The organism is Chryseobacterium taklimakanense (genome assembly GCF_900187185.1).
GTDB lineage: Bacteria > Bacteroidota > Bacteroidia > Flavobacteriales > Weeksellaceae > Planobacterium > Planobacterium taklimakanense.
Genome location: NZ_LT906465.1, coordinates 2,498,103 through 2,523,971 on the forward strand (window position 1 = coordinate 2,498,103; position 25,869 = coordinate 2,523,971).

General features: G+C 41.2%; 23 protein-coding genes. 9 read left to right on the forward strand and 14 right to left on the reverse strand.

Translation table 11 applies throughout. From position 1 onward, the window contains the following. Nucleotides 1–97: 97 nt before the first annotated feature. Nucleotides 98–862 (reverse strand): DUF3108 domain-containing protein, encoded by a 765-nt coding sequence (locus CKV81_RS11960; protein ID WP_095073559.1) that lies wholly within the window; start codon nucleotides 860–862, stop codon nucleotides 98–100. Nucleotides 863–1,023: 161 nt separating this feature from the next. Between CKV81_RS11960 and CKV81_RS11965 the strand changes: the two genes are divergently transcribed. Together CKV81_RS11965 and CKV81_RS11970 are read left to right on the forward strand one after the other, a co-directional pair. Beyond that, a complete protein-coding gene (locus CKV81_RS11965) occupies nucleotides 1,024–2,079 on the forward strand; it encodes an NAD(P)/FAD-dependent oxidoreductase (RefSeq protein ID WP_095073561.1) in 1,056 nt (351 codons plus the stop codon). Nucleotide 2,080: 1 nt separating this feature from the next. Then, nucleotides 2,081–2,413, forward strand: coding sequence for a 2Fe-2S iron-sulfur cluster-binding protein (locus CKV81_RS11970; protein WP_095073563.1), 333 nt, complete (start codon nucleotides 2,081–2,083; stop codon nucleotides 2,411–2,413). A gap of 328 nt (nucleotides 2,414–2,741) precedes the next feature. Here CKV81_RS11970 and CKV81_RS11975 read toward each other — a convergent pair whose 3' ends face one another. The 4 genes from CKV81_RS11975 to CKV81_RS11990 form a co-directional block, all read right to left on the reverse strand. Further along, nucleotides 2,742–4,184 carry an aminoacyl-histidine dipeptidase gene (locus tag CKV81_RS11975; protein ID WP_095073565.1) on the reverse strand — a complete coding sequence of 481 codons (1,443 nt, stop codon included), beginning with the start codon at nucleotides 4,182–4,184 and terminating at the stop codon, nucleotides 2,742–2,744. Nucleotides 4,185–4,266: 82 nt separating this feature from the next. After that, on the reverse strand, nucleotides 4,267–4,761 hold the full coding sequence (locus CKV81_RS11980) for a hypothetical protein (protein WP_095073567.1): 495 nt from the start codon (nucleotides 4,759–4,761) through the stop codon (nucleotides 4,267–4,269). A gap of 31 nt (nucleotides 4,762–4,792) precedes the next feature. Then, complete coding sequence (locus tag CKV81_RS11985) at nucleotides 4,793–5,671, reverse strand: IS982 family transposase (protein WP_095070070.1); 879 nt, start codon at nucleotides 5,669–5,671, stop codon at nucleotides 4,793–4,795. Nucleotides 5,672–5,777: 106 nt separating this feature from the next. After that, a complete protein-coding gene (locus tag CKV81_RS11990) occupies nucleotides 5,778–6,380 on the reverse strand; it encodes an LURP-one-related/scramblase family protein (RefSeq protein WP_095073569.1) in 603 nt (200 codons plus the stop codon). A 138-nt stretch (nucleotides 6,381–6,518) separates the two neighbouring features. On the opposite strand from CKV81_RS11990, the gene recR reads away from it, so the two are divergent. Both recR and CKV81_RS12000 read left to right on the forward strand, forming a co-directional pair. Continuing rightward, nucleotides 6,519–7,130: a recombination mediator RecR gene (recR, locus tag CKV81_RS11995; RefSeq protein ID WP_095073571.1), complete on the forward strand. Its 612-nt coding sequence runs from the start codon at nucleotides 6,519–6,521 to the stop codon at nucleotides 7,128–7,130. A 6-nt stretch (nucleotides 7,131–7,136) separates the two neighbouring features. After that, a complete protein-coding gene (locus tag CKV81_RS12000; protein ID WP_095073574.1) occupies nucleotides 7,137–7,964 on the forward strand; it encodes a glycosyltransferase family 2 protein in 828 nt (275 codons plus the stop codon). A gap of 50 nt (nucleotides 7,965–8,014) precedes the next feature. On the opposite strand, the gene secG is transcribed toward CKV81_RS12000, so the two are convergent. After that, entirely contained in the window at nucleotides 8,015–8,368 is a 354-nt protein-coding gene (secG, locus tag CKV81_RS12005; RefSeq protein ID WP_095073577.1) for a preprotein translocase subunit SecG, read from the reverse strand. A 163-nt stretch (nucleotides 8,369–8,531) separates the two neighbouring features. After that, the gene (locus tag CKV81_RS12010) at nucleotides 8,532–8,777 is read right to left on the reverse strand and encodes a hypothetical protein (RefSeq protein WP_095073580.1); all 246 of its coding nucleotides are present in this window, start codon (nucleotides 8,775–8,777) and stop codon (nucleotides 8,532–8,534) included. A gap of 193 nt (nucleotides 8,778–8,970) precedes the next feature. Between CKV81_RS12010 and CKV81_RS12015 the strand changes: the two genes are divergently transcribed. Both CKV81_RS12015 and CKV81_RS12020 read left to right on the forward strand, forming a co-directional pair. Next, on the forward strand, nucleotides 8,971–10,842 hold the full coding sequence (locus CKV81_RS12015) for an ATP-binding protein (protein WP_095073582.1): 1,872 nt from the start codon (nucleotides 8,971–8,973) through the stop codon (nucleotides 10,840–10,842). Between the two features lie 10 nt (nucleotides 10,843–10,852). Beyond that, a complete protein-coding gene (locus CKV81_RS12020; RefSeq protein ID WP_095073584.1) occupies nucleotides 10,853–11,218 on the forward strand; it encodes a response regulator in 366 nt (121 codons plus the stop codon). Nucleotides 11,219–11,247: 29 nt separating this feature from the next. On the opposite strand, the gene CKV81_RS12025 is transcribed toward CKV81_RS12020, so the two are convergent. Both CKV81_RS12025 and CKV81_RS12030 read right to left on the reverse strand, forming a co-directional pair. Beyond that, nucleotides 11,248–11,934 carry a type 1 glutamine amidotransferase domain-containing protein gene (locus CKV81_RS12025; protein WP_198409820.1) on the reverse strand — a complete coding sequence of 229 codons (687 nt, stop codon included), beginning with the start codon at nucleotides 11,932–11,934 and terminating at the stop codon, nucleotides 11,248–11,250. Between the two features lie 79 nt (nucleotides 11,935–12,013). Next, a complete protein-coding gene (locus CKV81_RS12030; protein WP_095073585.1) occupies nucleotides 12,014–12,550 on the reverse strand; it encodes a hypothetical protein in 537 nt (178 codons plus the stop codon). 349 nt (nucleotides 12,551–12,899) lie between these two features. On the opposite strand from CKV81_RS12030, the gene CKV81_RS12035 reads away from it, so the two are divergent. After that, complete coding sequence (locus CKV81_RS12035; protein WP_095073587.1) at nucleotides 12,900–15,236, forward strand: ATP-dependent helicase; 2,337 nt, start codon at nucleotides 12,900–12,902, stop codon at nucleotides 15,234–15,236. 165 nt (nucleotides 15,237–15,401) lie between these two features. Here the strand turns inward: CKV81_RS12035 and CKV81_RS12040 are convergent, their stop codons facing one another. Together CKV81_RS12040 and CKV81_RS12045 are read right to left on the reverse strand one after the other, a co-directional pair. Beyond that, nucleotides 15,402–15,785, reverse strand: a complete 384-nt coding sequence (locus CKV81_RS12040) for a DUF3037 domain-containing protein (RefSeq protein ID WP_095073589.1) — start codon at nucleotides 15,783–15,785, stop codon at nucleotides 15,402–15,404. Continuing rightward, the gene (locus tag CKV81_RS12045; protein WP_095073591.1) at nucleotides 15,772–16,554 is read right to left on the reverse strand and encodes a HipA family kinase; all 783 of its coding nucleotides are present in this window, start codon (nucleotides 16,552–16,554) and stop codon (nucleotides 15,772–15,774) included. The genes CKV81_RS12040 and CKV81_RS12045 overlap by 14 nt, the downstream gene beginning before the upstream one ends. 142 nt (nucleotides 16,555–16,696) lie before the next feature. Here CKV81_RS12045 and polA point away from each other — a divergent pair, with 142 nt between their 5' ends. Together polA and CKV81_RS12055 are read left to right on the forward strand one after the other, a co-directional pair. Further along, nucleotides 16,697–19,537 carry a DNA polymerase I gene (gene polA / locus CKV81_RS12050; protein ID WP_095073594.1) on the forward strand — a complete coding sequence of 947 codons (2,841 nt, stop codon included), beginning with the start codon at nucleotides 16,697–16,699 and terminating at the stop codon, nucleotides 19,535–19,537. A 724-nt stretch (nucleotides 19,538–20,261) separates the two neighbouring features. Further along, nucleotides 20,262–23,123 carry a M16 family metallopeptidase gene (locus CKV81_RS12055; protein WP_258454348.1) on the forward strand — a complete coding sequence of 954 codons (2,862 nt, stop codon included), beginning with the start codon at nucleotides 20,262–20,264 and terminating at the stop codon, nucleotides 23,121–23,123. A 21-nt stretch (nucleotides 23,124–23,144) separates the two neighbouring features. On the opposite strand, the gene CKV81_RS12060 is transcribed toward CKV81_RS12055, so the two are convergent. The 3 genes from CKV81_RS12060 to CKV81_RS12070 all read right to left on the reverse strand — a co-directional run bounded on the left by CKV81_RS12060 (nucleotide 23,145) and on the right by CKV81_RS12070 (nucleotide 25,866). Then, nucleotides 23,145–23,975 carry a flavin reductase family protein gene (locus CKV81_RS12060; protein WP_095073596.1) on the reverse strand — a complete coding sequence of 277 codons (831 nt, stop codon included), beginning with the start codon at nucleotides 23,973–23,975 and terminating at the stop codon, nucleotides 23,145–23,147. A 95-nt stretch (nucleotides 23,976–24,070) separates the two neighbouring features. Next, entirely contained in the window at nucleotides 24,071–25,318 is a 1,248-nt protein-coding gene (gene fahA, locus CKV81_RS12065; protein ID WP_095073599.1) for a fumarylacetoacetase, read from the reverse strand. Between the two features lie 92 nt (nucleotides 25,319–25,410). Then, the gene (locus tag CKV81_RS12070) at nucleotides 25,411–25,866 is read right to left on the reverse strand and encodes a hypothetical protein (RefSeq protein ID WP_095073601.1); all 456 of its coding nucleotides are present in this window, start codon (nucleotides 25,864–25,866) and stop codon (nucleotides 25,411–25,413) included. Nucleotides 25,867–25,869: the final 3 nt, after the last annotated feature.

A 25,869-nucleotide genomic window follows, 5' to 3' on the forward strand; every position in this document is an offset into this window, starting at 1 on the left:
TAGTTCGTACAATGATAAGACAACGCAAGACATCCGTTTGTTACATCCAGGCATAAAAAAACCGGCAAATTGCCGGTCTAATACTCTTTTACTGAAATTACTTTTTGAAATTCAAGTCGTACATGACATTGGAATACCGCTCCAAATCAGCGCGCAGGGATCCCACTGCGAGCTCAGCTTTTATCGCTATAGGAACTTTGTTTTCGTCATTGCTAACCCACATGGTTACGCTTTCTTTGGCTTTGAAAACCCTTCCGCTCATTACCATGGGAGTAATTTTCAGGCAGTTTATTGTTCCGAATTTCGTTTTTACATTTTCGGTGCCGTTTACCTTAAGCTGAAAAGGGAACATTTCATCATCGATCCACACATTCATCCGTATAGTTTTTCCAACCGTCAAGTCGCTTCTTCCTCTTAAATGATAGAACGCTGAAAGCATATCCTGAATTCCACGAACACTTTTGAGGGTTTTCGACCCGTTAGCCGGATTTTTTTTGTCCGTCAAAATTAAAGTTTGGTTACTGTGATTAAATGCCGTCTGCAAATGCTGCGAATAGCCGCCTTCTTTCACATTTCTTACATAAAAGCTTGGTAAGCCGGTGTTTATATTGATGAAACTTTCATAACGGTCATCTACCGGGAAAAATGCTCGCACTGCACCGGTAGATCTGCCTTCACCTTTCACGTAAAAATGAGGAACGCCCTGATAGTTGGTTTTCAGCGTGGTAAGGGTGGCTGTTCCTGCGTTGAGCGGACCGTAATGAATGCGGTAATGCAGCCTTTCACCGGATTTGATATTGCCGAGCTGTGCGAAAGTAAATACGAAACTGAATATGGTAAGGATATTTAAAATCTTATTCATACACGTTTTTTTGCAAATAGTTTGCCACAAAGATAATGTGTTTTTCCTGATCAATATCAGCCGGTTTATGAACTTTTTGTATCGTATGTCAGGCATCGCTTCATTATATTTTTAGTATTTTTGCAACGTTTTTTATTCAGAAAAATTTAAAATTTCTTTAAATGATTATCACGGATTTACTCATTATCGGAGCAGGGCCTACAGGGCTTTTTGCAGTTTTTGAAGCGGGGCTTTTAAAAATAAAATGCCATATCATCGATGCTTTGCCACAACCGGGCGGGCAGCTTGCGGAGCTGTATCCTAAGAAACCGATTTTTGATATTCCGGGATATCCAACCATAAATGCCGGTGAACTTGTAGATAACCTGATGGAGCAGATTAAGCAGTTTCAGCCGGGATTTACACTTGCGGAAACCGCGGTTACACTGACTAAAGTTGATGACGACTGGTTCGAAGTGGTAACAAACAAAGGAACCGTGCACAGAGCCAGAGCCGTTGCGATCGCCGGAGGTTTGGGAACATTTGAGCCGAGAAAGCCTGACCATCTTGAAAATTTGGCCCAGTACGAAGAAAAAGGTGTGGAATATTTTGTAAAGGATCCTGAACAGTTCAGAGATAAAAAAGTGGTGATTGCCGGTGGCGGCGACTCTGCCCTGGACTGGAGTATATTTTTGGCCAATGTGGCGAGCGAGGTGACACTAATCCACCGCAGAAACGAATTCCGTGGTGCTTTGGATTCGGTTGAAAAAGTACAGGAACTCAAAAACCAGGGGAAAATCAACCTCATTACACCTGCCGAAGTTGTTGCACTAAAAGGCGAAGGGCATATTCAAGCCATCACCGTTGACCAGGAAGGCGTTCAGCAGGATATTGCAACGGACTTCTTCATTCCATTGTTCGGATTGACGCCGAAGCTGGGCGAAATAGGAAACTGGGGCCTTGAAATTGAAAAAAATGCCATTAAAGTAAATAATGCTTTGGATTACCAGACCAATATTGAAGGTGTTTATGCAATAGGTGATATCAACACTTATCCTGGCAAACTGAAGCTGATTCTCTGCGGTTTTCACGAAGCAACTTTGATGTGCCAAAGCGTTTACAGCAGGATCAATCCTGGTAAAAAATATGTTTTAAAATATACAACCGTAAGCGGTGTGGACGGTTTCGACGGCAGCCGGAAAGAAGCCGAAAAAGCGGTGGTTAAAAAAATAGATTAATATGTCAGACATCAGTATAAAAATTACCGACAGGGAAGGCGTAACCCACGAAGTTCTTGCGCCAACCGACATGTCGATGAACCTTATGGAAGTCCTCCGTTCCTATGAACTGGCTGAGGAAGGTACGATTGGCGTCTGCGGCGGGATGGCGATGTGCGCGTCATGCCAGTGTTACATCGTGGAAGGGGCGGAAAAGCTTGCAGAGAAAAGTGATGAAGAGGATGCGATGCTCGCAGAAGCCTGGCACGTGAAAGACAACTCAAGATTGGGATGTCAAATTCACATCACTGAAGAACTGGAAGGACTTGAGGTGGAAATCGCACCTTATCCATAAAAGTTTTTAAGGATAAATTAAATAAAGAAAATGTCTCAAAACAATATGACGTTGACTGACATTGTCCGCACTAAAAACCTATCTTCGTAAGGTCGGTAAAAAACGCAGAAAAAGCCGTTTTCACTAGTCGTGAGACGGCTTCTTTATTTTTTTTGAAATACCAGTGTACTACCTTAGAATTTTCTCCCTCTTTTAACCTTTTGCCAGCACCTCAGCAATCTTATCCACATATCTGGCAGGATTTTCAATTTATTCAGTATGGTAAGCGCAGATAACCCCGGTCATCAGGTCGGCTTTTGGATTTAGGCTCGCTTGTTCGAGGAACTGTTTATTTCGCTGGGATATTTGCCAGAATATCCTTTAAAAAACCCCAAAATTTTTGGGTTGAAGGAATATTCGCCCGTTCATCCGGCGAGTGTGCCCCACGGATGGTGGGTCCGAAGCTTACCATTTCCATTTCAGGATAGTTGGCTCCGATGATTCCGCACTCCAATCCTGCGTGGCAGGCTACAACGTGCGGTTTGCTGCCGAAATTTTTCTCGTAAATCCCTTCCATGGTCTTTACGATTTCCGAGCCTGGCTTAGGTTTCCATCCGGGATACGAACCGCTGAATTCCACTTCCATCCCAGCCAGTTCAAATACAGATTTTAGCTGTTCGGCAACCGCCATTTTCGTAGATTCAACCGAGGAGCGGGAAAGGTTTAAGATTTTCAGTTCGCCGTTTTTCAGTTCTACTCTGGCTATGTTGTTGGATGCTTCTACCAAATCTGCAACATCAGGGCTCATCCTGTACACACCGTTGTGGGCTGCTTTAAGGGCTGAAATTATTTTTATTGAATCTGCCGCTGAAACTGCCAGATCAGGTGAAGTATAGTTTTCGATACGGATTTCAATACTCTTTTCTATGTCTGCAAATTCTTCCAAGATATCTGCTTTTAGCGCAACACAGTTCTCTATGAATTCCGCTGCGTGTCTCACAGCAAATACAGCGTAGGCCTCTCGTGGAATGGCATTTCGCAATCCACCGCCGTCGATCGAGATCAGCTCGATATTCTGGTTGGAAATTCCTGTGTAGAGCAGCCTTCCCAAAATTACATTAGCGTTTCCGAATCCTTTATGAATGTCCATTCCGGAGTGCCCGCCCTGCAGTCCTTTAACGTAAACTCTTACAACCTGGCCTTGGGGTTTCACGGTTTCGTACTTTTGGGTCGCTGTTACGTCAATTCCGCCGGCACAGCCTATGTCGATTTCATCATCTTCTTCAGTATCCAGATTCAGTAAAATGTCACCGGTTAACTGGCCGGGTTTCAAACCGGTAGCGCCTGTCATTCCCGTTTCTTCATCAATGGTGAAAAGCGCTTCTAGAGCCGGATGCGGGATGTCAGAACTTTCCAGAACCGACATGATCGCTGCCACGCCCAGACCGTTATCTGCACCGAGTGTGGTTCCTTTGGCTTTTACCCAGTCGCCGTCGATCTCCATTTGGATGCCCTGGGTTTCAAAATCGAAATTAATATCGTTGTTTTTCTGGCAAACCATATCCAGGTGCGACTGAAGCACGACAGATTTACGGTTTTCCATGCCCGCGGTTGCCGGTTTCTTAATGATTACGTTGCCTACTTCGTCAACAGAAGTTTCCAGGCCAAGGTTTTCACCGAAATTTTTTATGAATGCAATAACTTTCTCTTCTTTTTTGGAAGGTCTTGGAACTGAATTCAGTGCAGTAAAATTTTTCCAGATTATTTGTGGTTCAAGTTGTGTGATGTCCATAACTGTTATTTTTACCAAATTTAAGAATAAAAAAACGCTTTCAACACCTTTCGGAAGCGCACTTTTATAATTTAATTAATTTTTAACAGCCGCATTCGCCGTACACTTCAACCACGGTTTTCTTTCTGGCTTTATTTTCTACCGTGAGCGTTCCTTTGTACAGATGGGTTTCTATTTCCCCTTCTTCTACGGCTTTTCCTTTCAGGTTGACTTTGAATTGATCATTATGCAGGTTAATGTTGAGCATTTTATCAGGTAACACTTCATTTTTCCGGTCGAATTCCAGTTTTATCCGCTCGCCATTGATTTTTATAAAACCATTTTGCTGATAATCATCCACATAAATGTAATTTTGCTTTACAAACTCTTCACGGTCGGTAGCGAAATAGCACGAACAGCCCTGAACTTCCTGTGGAAAACCAAAAACTTCCAGCTTAATCGCTTTTGTGGTTAAGGTGTCTTTTTTGTTTTCCGCTGGGGTCTCAATCTTCGGGACAACTTTTTCCCCGGCCGTTTTTTCCTCTTTTTTGCATGATACAAATAGTAAGAGAAGTATGAATGCAGTAAAATATTTCATTGATTTATTTAAGATTAAACCTGTTGTGCATTTAGCACAAATTAACTTTTAGTTTATTTAAACTTCTTTTAAACACGAAGAAATTCAGGTATTGAATCATTGTGAAAGAAGTTATTTTTGACACTATTCTTGTCGCAAGACCTTGAAAGGTTTTTGCAAAGTTCGTGTTTATGGTGAACTGTCCGCACAGTTGCGAGATATTGGTTTCAATTCTCTTTCTTATTTTTGATTTCGTCCTTGAAAACTCCACAAAACCATGTTGATTCCTGCGCATAGGAACCGAAAGGTTAATCTTGGAGAAATTGAATAAATCCACTTGCAATTCTTTGCTGATATATCCTCTGTCTCCGATTAATAAACAATTTTGAAAATTTTCTTTAATATCGAAAAGATAATTTACATCGTGGACATTTGCGGGCGAAAAATCAAAAGAGTGAAAGATTCCATTCTTATCACAAACTGCATGTAGTTTATAGCCAAAATATCTTGACTTCTGCGCCGCACAATATCCAAATGCAGGTTTGATTTCATCCGTAGAGCAAATTGCGGAACGATTTGCCCTGCTTATTTTACATATTTCAATGGGTGTTGAATCCACAATGAAGACGTCGGTAAAGTCTGCAAACTTTCCGCTCAGAGTTTCCCGAATTTTCTCAATGTAAGGGAAAAGTTTTCTTTTCCTTCTGTTATATACGCTTCTTTCTATCTTTTCGTCCAAACCAGTTCCCGAAATACACCTAAACAACTGTAGTTCAGAGTTAATCGACATGTATTCTGCGGTAATATTAAGTGCCACAAGTTCCAAGTCGGACATTTTTGGAAGTCTGATTTGCTTCTTAGTGGTGATATGGTTGCAGGTTTTTGTCAATTCTTTTAAAATAATTTCGTAGTTTTGAATGAGATTGTTCATGTATTTAATGGCTTGGTAACCAATTAAATATACGATTTTTTAATCAAATGAACAATCTTTTTTCTTTTTAATTTCTAAATGCACAACAGGTAAGATTAAAAATTTATTAACCTCTTTCCCTTTCTAGCAGAACCATCATCAGAAGTGACAGAACCACTAATGTTTCATGTTCATCAGCGATATCCACTTTTCTTTCCAGCTGAAACCTTCTTCCGAAAAATGAAGGCATTTTTTTAAGTTCAAAAATCAGCCTGCCTGTGGTGTCTTTTACATCATAAACCGGATTAAGAAAATAGCCGGTGAACATGCCAATTATAGGGATTTCGCCAACCAAACCGTCTAAAAATTTGGTCCACGCATTTCTTTCCGTAATTTGAAAAAGCGGCCTTTTGTTAAGGTCGAGGACATCATAAGTGGATTTCCAGAATGAGCGCATTCCTTTTCTTGCGAGCGTTCCCACAGGATTTCCGCTGGCTTCCCGCATTGTGTATGATGCATTGAAATCAATCCATTGATTAGCTTTAACGGTGTAAAGTTCGTTTGTACGGCTTTCATCTGAAAAAATAACCACATTTTCTTTCAGCTTGAAAAGCTTCTGCCGCACGTAGCAAACATAATTTCCGTGCACATCGGTGATGTTGAAATCGCTTGAAAGTGTGGTAATCTTAAATTTAAAATCGAGCGGGTAATTCAGATTTTTAAGAATCATCGTAATATTATTTTAGGTAAATATAAATGTTTTTGAGGAATGAATTCGCGGCTTTCTGTCAAGATTATAAAACATTTAGTATGCTTCGCGATAAGTTTTAAGTTTTCGTAAGATGTTTCAATAAATTATATTTGCGGAATGGATTATCCGAGTAAAATTTTGGCAAAAGCAGTGGATGAAATTTCAGGTTTGCCCGGAATTGGGAAAAAATCTGCCCTGCGGTTGGCACTCCACCTCCTGAAGCAGCCGGAAAGTCAGGCCATAGCGCTGGGAGATGCACTGAAAAAACTGGTAACAGATATTCAGTACTGTAAAGAATGCCACAATTTCTCAGATTTCGAGGTATGTAAAATATGCGCAAGTGCCAAACGAAATACTGAACAACTCTGTATTGTAGAAGACATTAGGGATGTAATGGCACTTGAAAATACTGGCAAGTACACGGGAAAATATCTGGTTTTAGGCGGAAAAATTTCGCCGATGGAAGGCATTGGCCCCAATCAGCTCAATATCTCAGCAATCGAAAAAAAACTTGGCAATACCGAAATCAAAGAACTGATTTTTGCTTTAAGCGCTACTATGGAAGGCGATACCACCGCTTATTATATCTACAAGAAATTCAAAAATTCCGGTGTGAAATTTTCAACCATCGCAAGAGGAATTTCGGTTGGCGACGAACTGGAATATGCGGATGAAATTTCATTGGGCCGTTCAATCCAGAACCGTGTGCCGTATAACGAAAGGGAGTAAGTCTTTATGAAACTTTCGATTATCATCGTCAATTATAATGTCACGGAGCTTTTGCGGAAATGCCTTTCTTCAATAGAAAAGTTCTGTGATGTAAACTATGAGGTGATCGTGATTGATAATGCTTCACCAGACCGTTCGTGGAAAGAACTGATTAAAGAATTTCCTGCTGTGAAGTTCTTAGAATCCGCAGTGAACAGCGGGTTTGCGGTGGCCAACAATTTAGCCGCAGCTGCAGCAAACGGTGAATACATTCTTCTTCTGAATCCCGATACGGAACTGGAAGGTTTTTACATGAAGGAAATTCTGGAGTTTGCTGATTCTAAAAAAGATTTTGGATGTCTCGGCGTAAGGATGCATGATGCAAAAGGCAATTTCCTGCCGGAAAGCAAACGGTCTGTCCCGGATATGTTCAATTCGTTTGAGAAACTCTTCATCAGTTTCAAAAAAAATAACTCAAAATCCTATTACCGAAATGACATCGGTGAATATGAAATTGCTGAGGTAGAGGTGATTACCGGTGCATTTTTACTGTGTAGGAAAAAAGTTTACCAAGAAGCCGGTGGCTTGGACGAAGCTTATTTTATGTATGGTGAAGACATCGATTTGTGCTATACTTTTATCAGAAGAGGGCTTGAAATTTGGTATTACGGAAAGGCATCCATCCTGCATCACAAAGGCGAAAGCACGGTTAAGGACATGGTTTATTTGGAACGCTTTTACGGAGCGATGCAGATTTTTGTAGATAAATATTACAGGGACGATAGGCTGCAGCATAATCTGCTGTCTGCCGGACTGAAGCTTCGTCACCGGATAGAGAAAATGAAACTCAAATAAAAAGCGGCTCAGAAGTCTGAACCGCTTAATTTTTAACCAATTTTTTTAAATTAATTGCCTGCAGGTGCCGGTGTCGTTGGCAGTGTAGCAGCAGGTGCACTTTGTGCCGGTGCCTGCTGTGCCGGAGCTGTAGTCTGCTGTTTAGAGGCAGGCTGCACTCTCTGTACAGGTTTACCTGTAAGAATTACGCTTAATATAATTAGGGAAACAATTACAATCCCCAAAGTCCAGGTTGCTTTTTCCATAAAATCATTGGTTCTCTGAACGCCAAACTGAGCTGCTCCCGAACCGCCAAAAGTTCCTGAAAGACCACCTCCCTTCGGGTTTTGTGCCATAATGATGATGATCAGCAGTACGCTTGCGATCACGATAAGAACCATAAATAATGTAAATATTGTGCTCATTATTTCTTTAAAAATTTAGGTTGCAAATATAATGTTTTTGCGGATAAAAGCAAAAATTGTGCATGGTATTATTTGCTGTTCAGCATTTTGCTGGATTGATAAAAAGAAAAAGACGGAAGAAATTTCCCGTCTTTAAGTTATGCTCTATTAATCTGAATGTACATTAAATTCTGACAACATCAAAATTAAAACCCGATCTGAAGATGAGCTGGCAATTCGACTGCAGCCTGAATTTGAGTTTCCTGCTGATTTCCTCAAGATAGGTTATCTGCCCCGATTCTTCAATGTGAAGACCGGAGTTATTCAGCGTGATGCCGTTTTCATCAAATCTTAAAGTTTCAATCGCATGCTTTGAGTAAAGCTGCTCCAGGAATTTTAAATCTTCTAAAGAAAGTATATTTTCAGACATTGCTGCGTTTTTAAGATTACGTTTTTAAATTTACAAGTTTTGTGCCGCGTACTTTATTCATTTGCAATTTTTTTATTATATAATTTCCAGTGTTGCTAAGAGTTCGGTATTTAAATTATATAAATTCTTTATTAAAGGATGAAAAAACCTTTACTTTGCATTTCCTTAAATTTGATTTACTGTACCCGATAAAATGGATGAATTCATCAACGCTAAAATTAGTCCAGATTCTTTAATTACACTTTTCTCACAAGCTCCTGTCGCCTTATCTCTCCTTATGGGCGAAAATTTTGTGATTGAGTCCGCAAACCAGCATATTCTACAGCTTTGGGGTAAACCTTCAAGTGTTATTGGGATGCCGCTGATAGAGGGTTTGCCCGAAATCAGGGATCAGGAATTCCTCAGTATTCTAAAGGAAGTGTATACTACCGGCGTTCCTTTTCGCGGTAATAAAGTGTTGTGTTATCTGGAGCGTCATTCCCGGATGGAGGCCTGCTATTTCGATTTCATTTATTCTCCTGTTTATGATGACAAAGGGAAAGTAAACGGTGTCAGCGTGGTAGCAACCGAAGTGACCTCGCAGGTTTTGTCCGAAATGAAACTGGCTGAAAGCGAACTTCGTTTCAAAGAGCTTTTACTCAATGCAGATTTTTCCACAGCCATTTACCGCGGTGAAGACCTCGTGATCGAGCTGGCGAACGACAGGATGATCGAGACCTGGGGCAAAGATAAATCCGTAATCGGAATGCCACTGGAGAAAGCTCTTCCGGAACTTGAAGGGCAGCCTTTTATCCAGCTGCTGCAAAACGTATATAAAGATGGGAAAACCTATGCGGCAACGGAAGACCGGGTTGATCTGGTGGTTGACGGTAAACTGCAGACATTTTACTACAACTTCACTTATAAACCCATAAGAAATCTCTCGGGGGAAATCTACGCCATACTGAATATGGCGGTTGATGTGACCGACATGGTGGAATCCAAGGAAAGGATGAGAAAGAATGCGGAAGAGCTTTCTCTTTCCGAAGCCAAGTATAAAAATCTTTCTGAAGCGATGCCGCAGATTGTGTGGACAGCCTCCCCCGAAGGCGAATTTACCTATTTTAATGAAAGGATGGAAGAATATCTGGGCCTCAACCAGCACGAACTGCAGCCCCGCGACGTCAGTTCATTTATTCATTCTGATGATTTACCAAAAATACTTTCGGTTTGGAGAAAAGCAAGTCAGCACAAAACTGATTTTGAGGTAGAACACCGCGCTTTCGATAAAAAAACAGGCGATTATTTCTGGCTGCTGTCGCGTGGGGTTCCCGATTTGGGCTTAAATGGTGAAATTTTGCAGTGGGTTGGCAGCAGTACCGATATTAACGAATTTAAAATCCTTCAGAAACAAAAAGACACATTTCTTGCAATTGCCAGCCATGAACTGAAAACACCGCTGACCAGCATGAAAATCTATGCTCAGGTGCTGGAAAAAGCGTTAAAAAAATCTGGAGATGAAAAAAATGCGGCATTTGCCAGGAAAATGGATGAGCAGATTGTGAAACTTACCGCATTGATTGGTGATTTGCTTGATGTGACCAAAATAAACAGTGGTAAACTCGGCCTGAATCTAAGTCATTTTGATTTTAAAAATTTGGTAGATGAAATTGTAGAGGAGCAGCAACTTTCTTCCAGACACAAAATCCTCAATTATTCCAAGCCCGTTGGAACGGTCTTTGCGGACAGGAGCAGAATAGGACAGGTGATTACCAACTTAATCGGCAATGCCATAAAATATTCGCCGGAGGCAGATGAAATTATCATTGAAACTGAAATATGCGATAACGATATCCAGTTTTCTGTCAAAGATTTTGGAATTGGTATGCCCAGCGATAAAGCCGACAAGGTTTTTGAGCAGTACTACCGGGTGAGCGGAGATGAACAGCATACTTTTCCGGGGCTTGGCTTAGGTCTTTATATCGCATCGCAAATCGTTGAAAGGTCCAGCGGAAAAATTTGGGTAAACAGTGTTTTGGGTAAAGGATCAACGTTTTGCTTTTCGCTCCCGAAAAGTGACGCTTAACAGCTTATAAATGAACGCAAAGAAGATTTTAATAATAGATGATGATGTGGCAATCCTCGATTCTCTTGGGTTGTTGCTAAATTTTGAAGGGTTTGATGTAAAGTCTTTCGAGCGCGGCTCAGAAATTTTTAGTTGCATAAAAAGTACCTGCAAACCCGATGCAATTCTTATAGATATGTGGCTCTCTGAAGAGGACGGAAGAGAAATCTGCAAACAGCTGAAAAGCAATGAAACCACGAAAAACATCCCGGTAATCATCATGTCAGCAAGCCACGGCCTCGAAAATACAGCTTTGGAATCCGGGGCAAATGCCTTTATTTCAAAACCTTTCGATATAGAAGATGTCGTCAAAAAACTGAATTACTTCACCGCATAAAAAAAATCCCGGTTCTGCGGGATTTTATTTTACATATTATCGAGGACTTCGATCAGTTTTCTTGCAGTAGGTCCGGCGGAGACTGGATTCTGGCCGGTGATAATGGTGCCGTCCTGTTCCACGTGAGTAGTGAAGGGAACTAACGCACTTTTAATCTCAGCGCCTTTCTCCTTCAGTGCATCTTCCAACAGATAAGGAACTTTTCCTCTTTTCAGTACTAAAGTTTCTTCGGTGTTGGTAAAGCAGGAAATCCGTCTTCCGTTCAGAAAGTTTTTATCAATATTTTCTGTACTTAGAAATGCTGCGGAACCGTGGCACACCGCGCTGATTGGCTTGCCGTCATTAAAGAATGATACAATAATTTTACCACATTCCGGATCTTTTGCCAGATCAAACATGGGACCGTGTCCGCCCGCAAAAAATACAGCATCGTAATCTTTGGGATCAATCTCACTAAGCTTTTTTGTCGACGAAAAAGCCGTTTTCAACTCTTCGTCGTCCTGAAATCTTTTGTTGGAAGCTGTTATGTTTTCAGTCATTTTGCTCATTTCATCCACCGGCGGTTGTCCACCGTGCGGGCTTGCCAAAGTAATGCTGTAGCCGGCATCTTTAAATTCATAATAGGGATCTGTAAATTCACCCAGCCAAACGCCGGTTTTCGTGTCGGTGTTTTCAAGCTTACTGTGGGAAGTTAGGATCATCAGTATATTTTTCATAATTTATTTTTTTAGATTTTGAATAATAAAACCGCCTACGATTGTAAACGGTTTTGTTTTTTTATGCAAAGATTATCTATTAATATTCTCTGCTGTCAGAATGCCATCTGTCATAAGTATAACGGGCATCTTCTTCGTTTCTTGGCTTGTATCCCATGTAGATTCCGCCTTCTTTGATATCGTTTGAATATCTGTTTGCTTCATCTTCTGGAACACCTGCGCCAGTTAAAGCACCAATCAGTCCTCCGGTCGCGGCTCCTGCACCTGCTCCGGCCAGTCCGGCTGCGAGAGGTCCTGCTACCACCAGTCCTAGTCCTGGTAGAAGAATGTTGCTTCCTATCGCTGCCAACGCACCGACAGTTGCACCAATACCACCACCGATTAAGGATCCCTTACCTGCATTTTCGGCAACTTTATCGCCCAGATCTGTATCTACATCACTGTTTGTGAAGTAACGGTCTCTGGTATCATCGGACATCAGTACGTTTACATCATCTTTTGTATAGCCTCTTTCAGCTAATTCATTGTATGCGCGGTCCGCACTTTCTCTGTCTCTGAAAACTCTCGAAACATAATCGCTTCTGAACTCTGGTCTGTAATCATTTTGATTTTCCATAATAATATTCTGTTAATTTGGTTATGCTCTTTTACAAACAATTAGCATTCCATCGCACTTAAGATTTTTAGGATTTAAGGTTTCTTTAACGTTTTTGATCGTTATTTAAAAGTATTTTATTTTCACCCAAAATCAGCTTGATACAAAAATATTTCGTCAGTTTTTGTTATAGGTTAAAATATTTTATTAAAAAATTTTAATTATTGCATTGAATCTTTCATTAGAAAAAATGGTTTTTAGAATTTAACTTTATGAAAGCTTAACTTTTAACTAAATGGATGTTTAGTTATCAGGCTTAAAAATTCAAGTTAAAAACCTTAAATTTGCTTTCTTACTTTTTAAAATAATAATGGATTATCTGAAAGGACTCAATGATGCACAACACGAAGCAGTAACCACGATCGAAGGACCGCTGATGGTTCTGGCAGGCGCTGGTTCCGGCAAGACGCGCGTGCTCACCATGAGGATTGCCCACCTTATTACCAACGGGGTGAGCCCTTTCAATATTCTGGCTTTGACCTTTACCAACAAAGCTGCCCGTGAAATGAAAGACCGTATCGCGAAAGTCGTCGGCGACAGTGATGCGAAAAGCATTTGGATGGGAACGTTCCACTCCGTTTTTGCCAGAATTTTGAGGAGTGAAGCGCATTATCTGGGTTTTCCTTCGAATTTCACGATTTATGATACACAGGATGCACTGAATGTGATGAAAAAAGTGCTGAAGGAACTCAATATAGATGCAGATTTGTACAAGCCTAAAAAGGTCCTGGCAAGGATTTCTGCCTACAAAAACAATCTCATCACCGTAAAGGCATACATGAACAATCCCGAACTTCTGGAAGCGGATGAACGGGCAAACATGAAACATCTGGGAGTCATTTATGCCAAATATGTTGATGCCTGTTTCCGGAATGGCGCAATGGATTTTGACGATTTGTTATTGAGAACCAATGAACTCTTGACAAGGTTCCCAGAGGTACTGGCGAAATATCAGGACAGGTTCCGCTATATTTTGGTGGATGAGTATCAAGATACGAATCATTCTCAGTACCTGATAGTAAAGGCATTAGCGTCAAAATTTGAAAATATTTGTGTGGTGGGTGACGACGCCCAGTCGATCTACTCCTTCCGTGGCGCCAACATTTATAATATTTTAAATTTCAAAAAAGATTATCCCGACGCTGTGACGGTTTCCCTGGAGCAGAATTACCGCTCTACCCAAAACATCGTGGATGCTGCCAATGCCGTGATTTCCAGAAACGTGCAGCAGTTCAAGAAGAACGTTTTCAGTGATAACGAAATCGGGGAGAAAATAAAGGTTTACCGCGCGCTTTCTGATGCCGACGAAGCCGGATTCGTAGCCGGAAATATCTGGGAGCAGCACAATTCTCAACAGAGAAAATTCAGCGATTTTGCCATTCTTTACAGAACCAATGCGCAGACCAGAGCCTTTGAAGACGCTTTAAGAAAGAAAAATATTCCCTACCGTGTTTACGGGGGCTTATCCTTTTACCAAAGGAAAGAGGTGAAAGATTTGGTTGCTTACCTGCGGCTTTTGGTAAACGAAAACGATAATGAAGCGCTCACCCGAATCATCAATTATCCAACACGCGGAATTGGTGAGACAACACAGAACAAACTTATCGTTTTTGCGGACAGTCAGGGAATTTCGGTGTCAAAAGTTCTTGATAATCTGGGATTTTATGCGCCGCAGTTGGGTTTAAATAATGGAGTTTTAACCAAACTGGCTGATTTCTGGGCGATGATTAAAGCCTTTGAAGTGATGCTGAAAACCGATGACGCCTATACCGTTGCGATGGAAGTTGCCAAACGTTCGGGACTGATCAAATTTCTGAAAGACGACCAGACACCGGAAGGCATTTCCCGAGTAGAAAACGTGCAGGAACTCCTGAACTCAATGCGCGGATTCATCGATGAGCAGCAGCAACTGGAAGACGGTGACCCAAGCCTGAGCAATTTCCTCGGAAACATTGCACTTTCCACGGATCAGGACAACAATAAGGATGATGATCAGGAGAAAGTTTCGCTGATGACCATTCACCTTTCCAAAGGCCTGGAATTCCCTGTAGTGCATCTGGTGGGGCTTGAGGAGAACCTGTTCCCAAGTTTCATGAGTTCGTCGACCCGTGAAGAACTGGAAGAAGAGCGGCGTTTGTTCTACGTAGCGCTTACCAGAACCGAAAAACAGGCGTTTTTTACTTACGCGGTTTCCCGTTTCCAATGGGGGAAAATTACCGATGCAGAACCTTCAAGATTCCTGAGCGAAGTCAACAGTGAATATATAGAATTGATCAATCCGGCAACAGAAAGCCGTTTCGTAAATCATTCAGGTTTAAAATCGAATATTTTTGATGATGAACCTTCAGTACCGAAATCTTTCCGCAAACTTGATCCGAAAAAGAAAATTTCCAAAGCTTCTGATGCTTTGTCTCTGCCTCAGTCTAAAAATTTAAAACCGGTTTCCACAGCTAAAATCATTAATCCAAGCGGCGCAAGTTCACAGGATATTGAAGTCGGCGACAAAGTGAGACACGACCGGTTCGGAATTGGAGAAGTAGTTTTTCTGGACGGCACCGATCCTCAAAACATTAAAGCAAAAGTCATCTTCCAGAACGAAGGGGAGAAAAATCTGATTCTTAAGTTTGCGAAGCTGGTGAAGATTTGATTTTCGCATGGTTTTTTCTCAAGAACTACACAGATTTTCACGTGTTGTCGTTGCGGGAGTAAGGAACGAACGACGCAGCCACCTCAGGTCTTTTTAATTTTTCCCATTAATTACACAGTGTTTGCAAATTTATAGGTGTTAAAATGCCCTTTAAAATTTCCATATTCACCTCACCAACTCCTCAAACAACCTCGCAAACGTAGCATCTAAATCCTTTGTTTTTCCAGGATGTGGCCGGGATGTCTGAACCACAGAACTTCTCACCGCTGTTAGCCAGCGGAATCGTTCGGGAATGTCGAGTTGGGCAATTGGTCCGCCGTCTTTGTCGCCACTGGCAATTTTCTGAAAGTTTTCAAGAGAATTTTGCACTTCTTCGTAATCAACTTTACTGTGCATCAGTTTGAATTTATCGGGACAGATGTGAAACGCCACCCGGATAAATTTTTCCTTTTTCGAAAACATCACCAGTCCGATATTGAAAAATTCTTCTCTTTCAACCTTTGGAACCAGGCGGATTACGGCATATTCGTATAACTTATCCTCTTGCATTTTTCGCTTCATTTAAAAAGATTTCAGAATGTTCCAGCCTTGTTTTCAGGAAATTAAAATACACTTCGCGGATTTCGTCCGGTGTTTCTTCCGCATCATTCCACTGAAGCCAGTCCACAGGAATTAAATTCACAATTTCACGGAAAATTTCTTCATTTAAAACTAATTTTGCAAAACTGTCAGCCTCATCCAGTTGGCTCGCCTGCGGAAGCAGAACATGGTCTTTTACATATTTGAAAGGGGTTTTTGCGGCGGCATCAAAATTCTGCCAGGAATGATGAAAGTAAAATGAAGCGCCGTTGTCAATCACCCAAAGTTCGCGGTGCCACATCAGAAGATTCGTATTCTTGAAGGTTCGGTCGATATTGGTGATGAATGCGTCCAGCCACACGATTTTTGAGGCCAGCAGCGGATCGATTTTCATACTCGGTTCATATGACAAAGCTCCGGACAGGTAATGCAGTCCGAGATTTAGACCTTCGGAAAATTTCAGCAAATCCTGAATTTCTTCATCGGCTTCGGTTCTTCCAAAATCTATATCAAGATTTATAAAAACCATTTCCGGAATTTTTAACCCTAAAACTTCAGCGATTTTTCCGCCCAAAAGTTCAGAAATCAACATTTTAACGCCGTGTCCGGCTCCGCGGAATTTTACTACGTATTTAAAGTCGTCGTCGGCTTCAGCCAACGCCGGCAGACTTCCGCCTTCACGCAGCGGAAGAATGTAGCGCATCACCGTTACCGATCGAAGTGACAAGTCTTTCACCATAGTTCAAAAATACATAAAAGATAGGAGTGGGAGGATGGTAATGATAATTAAAAATGAAAAATCTCCTTCTTCACATTTTCCTGCTCAAAATCTACATTTTTCCAGCGCCCATCTTCCGGCCAAAAAAACTATATTTGTCCTTATGTCACACAACAACGATAAACGCCTCTTTCTCATCGATGCTTATGCGATGATCTTCCGTGGTTATTATGCTCTGATACGCAATCCGCGTCTTACTTCAAAAGGGTTGGATACCTCCGCCATTTTTGGTTTTACCAACTCTTTGATTGAACTCATCCGCCGTGAAAGGCCGTCACATTTGGCCGTGGTTTTCGATGTGGGAAGAACGAACGTCCGCACCAATGATTTTGCAGATTATAAAGCGAATCGAGGTGAAACTCCGGAAGCAATTCAGGCTGCGATACCATATATTCACCGTATTTTGGAGGCGATGCATATTCCAATTTTGGGCGTGGAAGGTTATGAAGCTGATGACGTGATTGCAACCATTGCCTGTAAAGCAGAACCTGTTGGCTATAAGATTTTTATGGTGACGCCTGATAAAGATTTCGGGCAGTTGGTGACAGAAAATATCAAGATTTACAAACCCGGACTGAAAGGCGGCGACGTAGAAATTCTGGGAGTAGATGAAATAAAGGCCAAATACCAGATTGAAGATCCAAAACAGGTCATAGATTTCCTTGCAATGATGGGCGATTCTATCGATAATATTCCCGGATTGGACGGTGTGGGCGAAAAAACGGCCATGAAATTTCTGAATGAATATGGCTCCATTGAAAATCTTTTGGCAAACACTCATCAACTCAAAGGTAAGCTCAAAGAAAAAGTGGAAGCCAGCGCTGAACGCGGATTACTTTCCAAGAAACTGGCGACCATTATCTGCGATGTTCCGATTGAATTTGAGGAAGAATATTACAACCTGGATGAGCCCGATTTTGAAAAAGTACGCGAAGTATTTGATGAAATCGAATTCCGGAGGCTTTATGAAAATCTGTACCGGGCTTTCAAACCTGAAGGTATGGAACATGCCGTAACGGATCCAGGCAAGATCTCCCGGTATGATAAAGTGAACCTTTCAAAGGACGCTTCAGAAACGGTACAGCTGGATTTATTCGCCAATTTTGAAGAACTGGAACAGGGCACTTCCAGCAAAAATACCATTGCGGAAAATGACCATCTGTATCAGCTCATCGATAATCCCATGGCACAGCGAATGCTTGTGAACAACCTGATGAAGCAGCGTGCCGTATGTTTTGATACGGAAACCACTTCTTTAAACGAAATGGAAGCTGAATTGGTCGGGATGAGTTTCTCTTACAAAAAAGGACTCGCTTACTACGTTCCTTTGAGTGAAAAACGGGATGAAGCACGTCAAACTTTGGAAATTTTCAAACCTTTTTTTGAAAAAGAAGACGTGCTGAAAATTGCCCATAATCTTAAGTTCGATTATAAAATTCTGAAACTGTACGGTGTTGGCATCAAAGGGAATCTTTTCGACACCATGATTGCGCATTACCTCCTGAATCCCGACGGTAGACACGGAATGGATTATCTTTCAGAGATTTACCTGAATTATAAACCGGTTTCCATCGAAACGATTATCGGAAAAAAAGGCAAAAACCAACTGACTTTCCGTGAGGCAGACCTCGAAACACAGACCAATTATGCTGCCGAAGATGCAGATGTGACGTTCCAACTTTACGAAATTTTCGCGCCCCAACTCCAAAAAGAAAACCTCGAAGATTTATTTTACAAAGTCGAAATGCCTCTGATGAAAGTTTTGGCTAAAATGGAACTTGAAGGGATTTCCCTCGACGAAAATTGGCTGAAACAGGAAAGCCGGGATTTGGAAAACGACCTGAAACAACTCGAAACCAAGATTTTCGAACTTTCCGGTGAAGAATTTAACATGAATTCGCCGCGGCAACTCGGTGAAATTCTTTTCGAGAAAATGCAACTCGACCCAAAGGCCAAAAAAACCAAAACCGGACAGTACCAAACTTCCGAAGATGTCCTGCAGAAGCTGGCTCCCAAACACGAAATCATTCCGCATATTCTGGAATACCGGACTTACCAAAAACTTAAATCAACTTATGTGGACGCGCTTCCAACGCAGATTGACAAGGATGATAACCGCGTTCATACCAATTTTTCGCAAACCACGGCTGCAACCGGCCGTCTCGCTTCGGTGAATCCGAATTTGCAGAATATTCCGATCCGGACTTTACGCGGCCAGCAAATTCGCGGCGCTTTCGTTGCGGGAGAAGGCAAAAAACTGATTTCCGCGGATTATTCCCAGATCGAGCTGCGCCTCATTGCTGAAATTGCGGGCGAAGAAAACATGATCGATGCCTTCAAAAAAGGGGAGGATATTCACGCTTCCACCGCTTCAAAATTATTTAAAATTCCACTGGAGGAAGTTTCCAAAACCCAGCGTTCGCAGGCAAAAACGGTGAATTTCGGAATTGTGTACGGACAGGGTGCCTTTGCGCTGGCAGAACAGACCGGGCTTTCACGCACCGAAGCAAAACAGATGATTGATGCCTACTACGAAAATTATCCGAAACTGAAAGAATGGATGGCGGAACAGGTTCACAAGGCTCGTCAATTGGGTTATGTGGAAACCATTTTGGGCAGGAAACGCCATTTGAAAGATATTAATTCAAACAATTTTGTAGTGAAAGGCCACGCGGAAAGAAACGCGGTAAACGCCCCCATTCAGGGTTCTGCAGCAGATATTATCAAGATTGCGATGATCAATATTCAGAAAAAACTGGAGGAAGAAAACCTCGAAACCAAAATGCTGCTTCAGGTGCATGACGAACTGGTCTTTGAATCGCCTGATAATGAAGTGGAAACCGCATCAAAACTCATAAAAACCGAAATGGAAAGTGCTTTTGAGACCCAGGTTCCGCTGCTCGTGGCAGTGGGCGTGGGGAAAAACTGGCTTGAAGCGCATTAATGTACATTTGTTGAGTTTGTTAAGTCAAAAAGTTTTTGAGTGGTTTAGTTGTAGAGTAGGGAATGGGTGATTCGTGATCAAGATAAATTTAAACGCGGAAATCCGGTACTTGGGAGCGCAAAGTAGAGGTGAGAATTTCCAAGGTTACGAAAGTGCTAAAAATTTTCGAAAGAATACCGGTTTATTTTGGAAGTTTTTTGTGAGCGTTAACTGTCCAAAATGTTGCACACGCTTTGGGGTAAATTTCATTATTTGGATCGACGATTTTTAATCAGTGTTGGATTGATTTCAGCGCTGATTTTTTTTAGTATTTTTGCGGCTTCGTCCATATAAAAATTAAGGGCGGAAGAGTATGAGAAAGGCGTATGGTTTTGATGAGTTTGTGAATTAATTTTACTGTCTAATTTACAGAATAAAAATTAAACACCATTTGCATAAATTAAATTCGGACTGGAATAATTGTGAAAGTACCATTAATAAAAACGATTGGAAATCTTTATTTAGATCTAAATATCTATTTTATTCTTAAAAATTTATTTAGAACGAACTTAATGTATATATAAATTAAATTTTATAATTAATTAAAAATCAGATACTATAGAAAAATAAAGTTAAAAATCACTTTAACTAGAAATTTTAACAATTTTATTCGGTATTTTTACTCATAAACAGAATGCAAAACATCTGCGCAAAAATAATTTTATAATAAAAAAATTAAACACTTTTGGAAAAATATATCATTCAACATCATTCAGATAAAAACGGTTATCCATACGAAACAGTAACCAACGATGAAAACAATGTACGGGTTTACACCCTTAAAAACGGACTGAAAGTTTACCTTGCCCAGAACTTTGATGCACCAAAAATCCAGACTTATATTCCGGTGAGAACGGGGAGCAATAATGACCCCGAGGACAATACCGGGCTTGCGCATTATTTGGAGCACATGATGTTTAAAGGCACTTCAAAAATAGGAACCTCGAACTGGGAAAAGGAGAAAGAATTACTGGATGAAATTTCAGAATTATTTGAACTTCACAAAGCCGAAAACAACCCTGAAAAAAAGAAAGAAATCTACAAGAGAATTGATGAGGTTTCTCAAAAGGCGAGCAAATTCGCCATCGCAAACGAGTATGACAAAGCCATTTCTTCGTTAGGAGCAACCGGAACCAATGCGCACACCTGGTTCGACGAAACGGTTTACAAAAATAACATTCCCAGCAACGAACTCAAAAAATGGCTCAAAATCGAAAAAGAGCGTTTCTCCGAACTGGTTTTAAGGCTTTTTCATACTGAACTTGAAAGTGTTTACGAGGAATTTAACCGTGCACAGGACAACGACGCTCGCCTGGTTCAATACGCTTTGATGGAGCTGCTTTTTCCCACGCATCCGAACGGTCAGCAAACGACTTTGGGAAAAGCGGAGCATCTGAAAAACCCTTCCATGAAGGCAATTCACAAATATTTCGATGAGTATTACGTTCCCAATAACTATGCAATTGTCCTGGTCGGCGATCTTGAATTTGATGAAACGATCAAACTGGTGGATGAATATTTTGGGAAATTTGAATATAGAGAACTGCCTGCAAGAACACCGGTGAACGAAGAACCGATTACCGAAATTAGAAAGCGCACCGTAAAAAGTCCCACGATTCCGCGCATCCAGATTGCCTGGAGAACCGGCAGTTACGGAACTCAGGAAAACCTTATGGCAGATGTGGTTGCCAATATTCTGAGCAATCAGGGGGAGGCCGGACTTTTGGATCTGAATATCAACAACGCCCAAAAAGCGCTTTATGCGACAGCCTTTTCGATGGGATTAAACGAATACGGTTATTTTTCGGCGGTGATTGTACCAAAGGAGAACCAGACGCTGGATGAAGCCAAAGACCTTATTCTTGCAGAGATTGAAAAGGTGAAAAAAGGTGATTTTCCCGACTGGTTGCTGCCGGCAATCATGAACGATTTTAAACTTCAACGGTTGAAAGGACTTGAAACTGCGGACGGTTTGGCGACCAATCTTTACCAGACTTTTATCCGCAAACAAACCTGGCGCGAAGAACTGCAAGAACTTGAACGTTATCAGCAGATTACGAAGGAAGAAGTGGTAAGTTTTGCCAATGATTTTTTCAGAGAAAACTATGTAGCGGTGTATAAAGAAAAGGGTGAAAATGAAAATTTAATCCGCGTTGAAAATCCCGGAATTACGCCGGTTCAGATCAATCGTGACGAAAAATCCAATTTTTTAAAAGAAATTCTGAATATTCCTTCAAAAGAAATTAAGCCCCAATTTATTGATTACCAGAAAGAAATCGCCGAAGACAAACTTGACGGCAAAAAAGTAAGTTTTGTAAAAAATAAATACAATGACATTGCGCAGGTTCATTATATTTTTCCGTTTGGCAGCGACCACGACCGGGAACTTTCACTGGCGACGATGGTGCTGCAATACCTTGGAACTGACCGTTTTACCACCGAAGAACTGAAACAGGAGTTCTATAAAATCGGTATCAGTAACGATTTTAAAACTTCGCCAGACCAGCTCACCATTTCTTTAACCGGACTTGAAGAAAATCTCGAAAAAGGCATCGAACTGCTGCATCACTGGATGAATAACTGCGTTCCGGATCAACAGGTTTACGATGAATGTATAAAAACCATTTTGGAAAGCCGCGAAGCCGCTAAAAAAGACAAAAACAAAATCATGCAGGGGCTGCAGCATTACGCAAAATTTGGTCATAACTCGCGTTTCAGGGATGTGGTTTCCAGGGAAAGATTAGAGGAGATAAGATGTGAGGAAATGACGGACAAAATGAAATCACTCCTCAGTTTCCCATACGAAATGTTCTTCTATGGAATTGATTTTGAGTCATTTAAACTCTATTCAAAACCGTATGTAAAACCCGAAACCTTAAAAATTCCTGAAAGGAAAATATATCCCGAACCGGAAACCAAAGGCAAGGTGTATTTCGTAAACTACGACATGGTGCAGATGGAAATGGCGAAAGTGGGCCGCGGAAATTTGGTGAACACGAAGAATTTTGGGAAAATCAATGTGTTTAATGAATATTTTGGCAGCGGATTGTCGTCTATCGTTTTTCAGGAGATCCGTGAGAGCAAAAGTTTGGCGTATTCGGCCTACGTTTCATATCAGGCGAATCCCGAACTTCAGCACCCGGATTATATCACGACCTACATCGGGACGCAGCCCGACAAACTGGCTATTGCCGTGGAAACCATGTCTGACCTCATGAACGAATTTCCGCAGGTGGAAATTCAGTTTAATAATTCAAAAAATGCGGCGCTGAAACAGTTGGCAGCCGGACGAATTACCAGAACCAACATTTTCTTTAACCATTTAAGGCTCAAAAAATTAGGAATTGATTACGACTTACGTATAGATTTGTTTAAAGAAATCGAAAAACTTTCGCTCCATGATCTAACCCAATTTTATAATTCAAATATAAAACCAATTGATTTCAATGTTGCGATTATTGGGAAAAGGGAAAATCTGGATATGGAATCTGTCGGGAAGATGGGTACGTTTCAAGAACTTAGTGTAGAAGAAATCTTTAATTTTTAACAAAAAAAGAGTGAATTTTTTTCACTCTTTTTTATTGATTAGAAGCTTCCATGCTTCCTCTATTTTATTTTCAAGGAGCAACTTTTGGGCGTCGAGATGTGCCTGTTCATCAGCACTGAATTCGCCACAGGGAAGTTTTTCAATATTTGCCAGCATTCCCAAATCGTTACCTGTAAACACTTTGCTGTACCTGACCGCAGCTGGAAGTTGATCGAAACCAATTCCTTTTGTCACAAGCGGTTTTGGCACTTCAAAAAGATTGGCTTCGTTGTTTCTCGAATACCAGTTTCCGCCGAGTCTTGCGACTAGATCCAGTTTTTTCTGGTCAAGTTTTCCGTCTTCATTTAAATATTCCTCTTGGATATGAATTTTCTGAACTTCACAGATAACTAAATTTCCGGCGCCGCCTTCTGTGCCCAAATGTTTTACTTCCAGAACTTTACATTCCAGATTTACAGGGCATTCTTCAATCAGTTTTGGCTTTACCAAATCGGCATCATTCATTGTCAGTCCAGATTTTAGAAACTCATTTTCAGCTTTACCATATTCGGTTGATGCCAAAGAAATCTGCTGCACAATCGGGAAATTCACGATTCCGATAACGACTTCCGGAACTTCCAAAACGTTTTCCAGTGTATGTTTAGTCGTATTGTCCCGCACTCTTCTCGACGGCGAAAAAATCACAACCGGCGGCGCCGTGCTGAACATATTGAAAAAACTGAAGGGCGAAAGATTGATATTTCCCTCGCTGTCAATTGTGGACGCCAACGCGATCGGCCGCGGTGCTATGGCGGTTTGCAGTATGGTTTGCAGTTCCATCGAGGAAACTTCGGATGGTATAATGGTTTTCATTTATTGTAAAAGAAGTTTTGAAAAATTAGTAGCTGCAAAAGATTTGTACCCATCGTTATAGATCTCTAAAGTGACTTAAGGGTTTAAAAAAAAAATCATTTCGCCGGCAATATTTTCCCACTCACTTCACCAAAACCTACACGTACCCCGTCTTTTTCCGCAAAACCACGCATAATCACCGTGTCATTATCATCAATAAATTTTCTTTCGCTTCCGTCGGAAAGTTTTAGTGGATTTTGTCCGCGCCATGTAAGTTCGAGCATCGAACCGAATGAGTCTTTTTCTTCACCTGAAATTGTTCCCGAAGCATACATATCGCCAACTTCCACGTTACAGCCGTTTACAGTATGATGAGCGAGTTGTTGGCACATGTTCCAATACATGAATTTGTAGTTGCTTCGGCAAATAACCGTTTCAGTACCCTGTTCAGGCGCGATTGAAACTTCAAGGTTGATGTCGTAATTTTTGTCGCCGCTGAATTTCAGATAATCCAAAACCTCAGGTTCCTGTTTAGGAGATGCAGTTCTGAAAGGTTCCAATGCCTCCAGTGTTATGATCCAGGGTGACACTGAACTTCCGAAATTTTTTGCTAAAAACGGTCCCAGAGGTACATATTCCCAGCTTTGGATGTCGCGTGCAGACCAGTCATTAAATAATACCATCCCGAAAATTGAATCTTCAGCCTGAGCAGTACTGATGCTTTCCCCCATTTCCGTATTTCTGTTCACGATGAATGCCATTTCCAATTCGAAATCGAGCTGTTTCGACGGTCCGAAAACAGGTTGGTCTGCATCGGCCGGTTTAGTTTGCCCTTTTGGCCTGTGCATGTCTGTTCCGGAAACCACTATCGACGAAGCCCGTCCGTGATAACCGACTGGCAGGTGTTTCCAGTTTGGCAAAAGGGCATTGGCAGGATCGCGGAACATCTTCCCAACATTGGTGGCGTGTTCTATACTGCTGTAGAAATCGGTGTAATTCGGGACGTGGACCGGCATCAGCATCTTTACTTCATCAATCTGGAAAAAGCATTCTTCAATTGTCTTTTCGTCATTCGAAAGGGAAGAGCCTTCAAGCAAAAGTTCCTGTATTTTCAGGCGAACGGCATTAGTAACCGGCTTTCCAAGTTCGATAAATTCATTTAAAGTATAAGCTTCGAAAACATTGTCATTTAATCCTTCTACGTCATCCAGAAAACCAAAATCGTAAAGTGTGGCAAGGTCTATAACCACATCGCCAATCCTCGTGGCACACGCAATATACTCTTTATTGAAAACCGCTACGCCAAATGGAATATTATGAATTGAAAAGTCCGAATTTTCAGGGTAGTTTACAAAAGATTTCATATTTCTCTTCTTAAGATTTTAATTTTTTAAATTTAATAAAAAAAGTCCAGAGGTTTAAATTCTGAACTTTGTGATATTGGGTTTGCTCTGATTTATTTTTTGTTAATGGCGGATTCGTCAATCCAACGTTCTCCTGTGTTGACATCCACCAGATAAAGAACCTTTTTTTGTTTCGTTGCCAATAAATTTTTAGCCACGGGAAGCGCAACTTTTTTTCCTTCAAGCATATCGAAACGGAAAGAAAGCACGCTGTTTTCTGTTTTTACAACATCTCCGGAGAAAATGTTCGAAGCGGTTTCGCCGGTAGCCTTGTCATCAAAAACTTCCACAAAAGTGGCCTGTTCCCCGTTCACGGTGATGAACATTCTTTCCGTATGGTCATCAAAATCCTTGATCAGGACAAATTTCTTATTGCTGATATCCAGATCTGTGAGTTCGACGGTTTTTTTATTGGCTTCGAGGCGTTCAAGTCTTGCGTTAACCACGTTGTACTGCGCGTGTGCGCTGACGCTGAAAATGGCAAGTAATACAAAAAGCAGGTTTTTCATTAG

Excerpts from the sequence above, each read along its gene's own strand:
- CKV81_RS12070 (WP_095073601.1), bottom strand. The coding sequence starts at position 25,866 with ATGAAAAACCTGCTTTTTGTATTACTTGCCATTTTCAGCGTCAGCGCA.
- CKV81_RS12030 (WP_095073585.1), bottom strand. The coding sequence starts at position 12,550 with ATGGAAAATCAAAATGATTACAGACCAGAGTTCAGAAGCGATTATGTT.
- CKV81_RS12015 (WP_095073582.1), top strand. The coding sequence starts at position 8,971 with ATGGATGAATTCATCAACGCTAAAATTAGTCCAGATTCTTTAATTACA.
- secG (WP_095073577.1), bottom strand. The coding sequence starts at position 8,368 with ATGAGCACAATATTTACATTATTTATGGTTCTTATCGTGATCGCAAGC.
- CKV81_RS11990 (WP_095073569.1), bottom strand. The coding sequence starts at position 6,380 with ATGATTCTTAAAAATCTGAATTACCCGCTCGATTTTAAATTTAAGATT.
- fahA (WP_095073599.1), bottom strand. The coding sequence starts at position 25,318 with ATGAAATCTTTTGTAAACTACCCTGAAAATTCGGACTTTTCAATTCAT.
- recR (WP_095073571.1), top strand. The coding sequence starts at position 6,519 with ATGGATTATCCGAGTAAAATTTTGGCAAAAGCAGTGGATGAAATTTCA.
- CKV81_RS12040 (WP_095073589.1), bottom strand. The coding sequence starts at position 15,785 with ATGCAAGAGGATAAGTTATACGAATATGCCGTAATCCGCCTGGTTCCA.
- CKV81_RS12045 (WP_095073591.1), bottom strand. The coding sequence starts at position 16,554 with ATGGTGAAAGACTTGTCACTTCGATCGGTAACGGTGATGCGCTACATT.
- CKV81_RS11975 (WP_095073565.1), bottom strand. The coding sequence starts at position 4,184 with ATGGACATCACACAACTTGAACCACAAATAATCTGGAAAAATTTTACT.
- CKV81_RS11965 (WP_095073561.1), top strand. The coding sequence starts at position 1,024 with ATGATTATCACGGATTTACTCATTATCGGAGCAGGGCCTACAGGGCTT.
- polA (WP_095073594.1), top strand. The coding sequence starts at position 16,697 with ATGTCACACAACAACGATAAACGCCTCTTTCTCATCGATGCTTATGCG.
- CKV81_RS11985 (WP_095070070.1), bottom strand. The coding sequence starts at position 5,671 with ATGAACAATCTCATTCAAAACTACGAAATTATTTTAAAAGAATTGACA.
- CKV81_RS12035 (WP_095073587.1), top strand. The coding sequence starts at position 12,900 with ATGGATTATCTGAAAGGACTCAATGATGCACAACACGAAGCAGTAACC.
- CKV81_RS12060 (WP_095073596.1), bottom strand. The coding sequence starts at position 23,975 with ATGAAAACCATTATACCATCCGAAGTTTCCTCGATGGAACTGCAAACC.
- CKV81_RS11980 (WP_095073567.1), bottom strand. The coding sequence starts at position 4,761 with ATGAAATATTTTACTGCATTCATACTTCTCTTACTATTTGTATCATGC.
- CKV81_RS12010 (WP_095073580.1), bottom strand. The coding sequence starts at position 8,777 with ATGTCTGAAAATATACTTTCTTTAGAAGATTTAAAATTCCTGGAGCAG.
- CKV81_RS11970 (WP_095073563.1), top strand. The coding sequence starts at position 2,081 with ATGTCAGACATCAGTATAAAAATTACCGACAGGGAAGGCGTAACCCAC.
- CKV81_RS11960 (WP_095073559.1), bottom strand. The coding sequence starts at position 862 with ATGAATAAGATTTTAAATATCCTTACCATATTCAGTTTCGTATTTACT.
- CKV81_RS12020 (WP_095073584.1), top strand. The coding sequence starts at position 10,853 with ATGAACGCAAAGAAGATTTTAATAATAGATGATGATGTGGCAATCCTC.
- CKV81_RS12025 (WP_198409820.1), bottom strand. The coding sequence starts at position 11,934 with ATGAAAAATATACTGATGATCCTAACTTCCCACAGTAAGCTTGAAAAC.
- CKV81_RS12000 (WP_095073574.1), top strand. The coding sequence starts at position 7,137 with ATGAAACTTTCGATTATCATCGTCAATTATAATGTCACGGAGCTTTTG.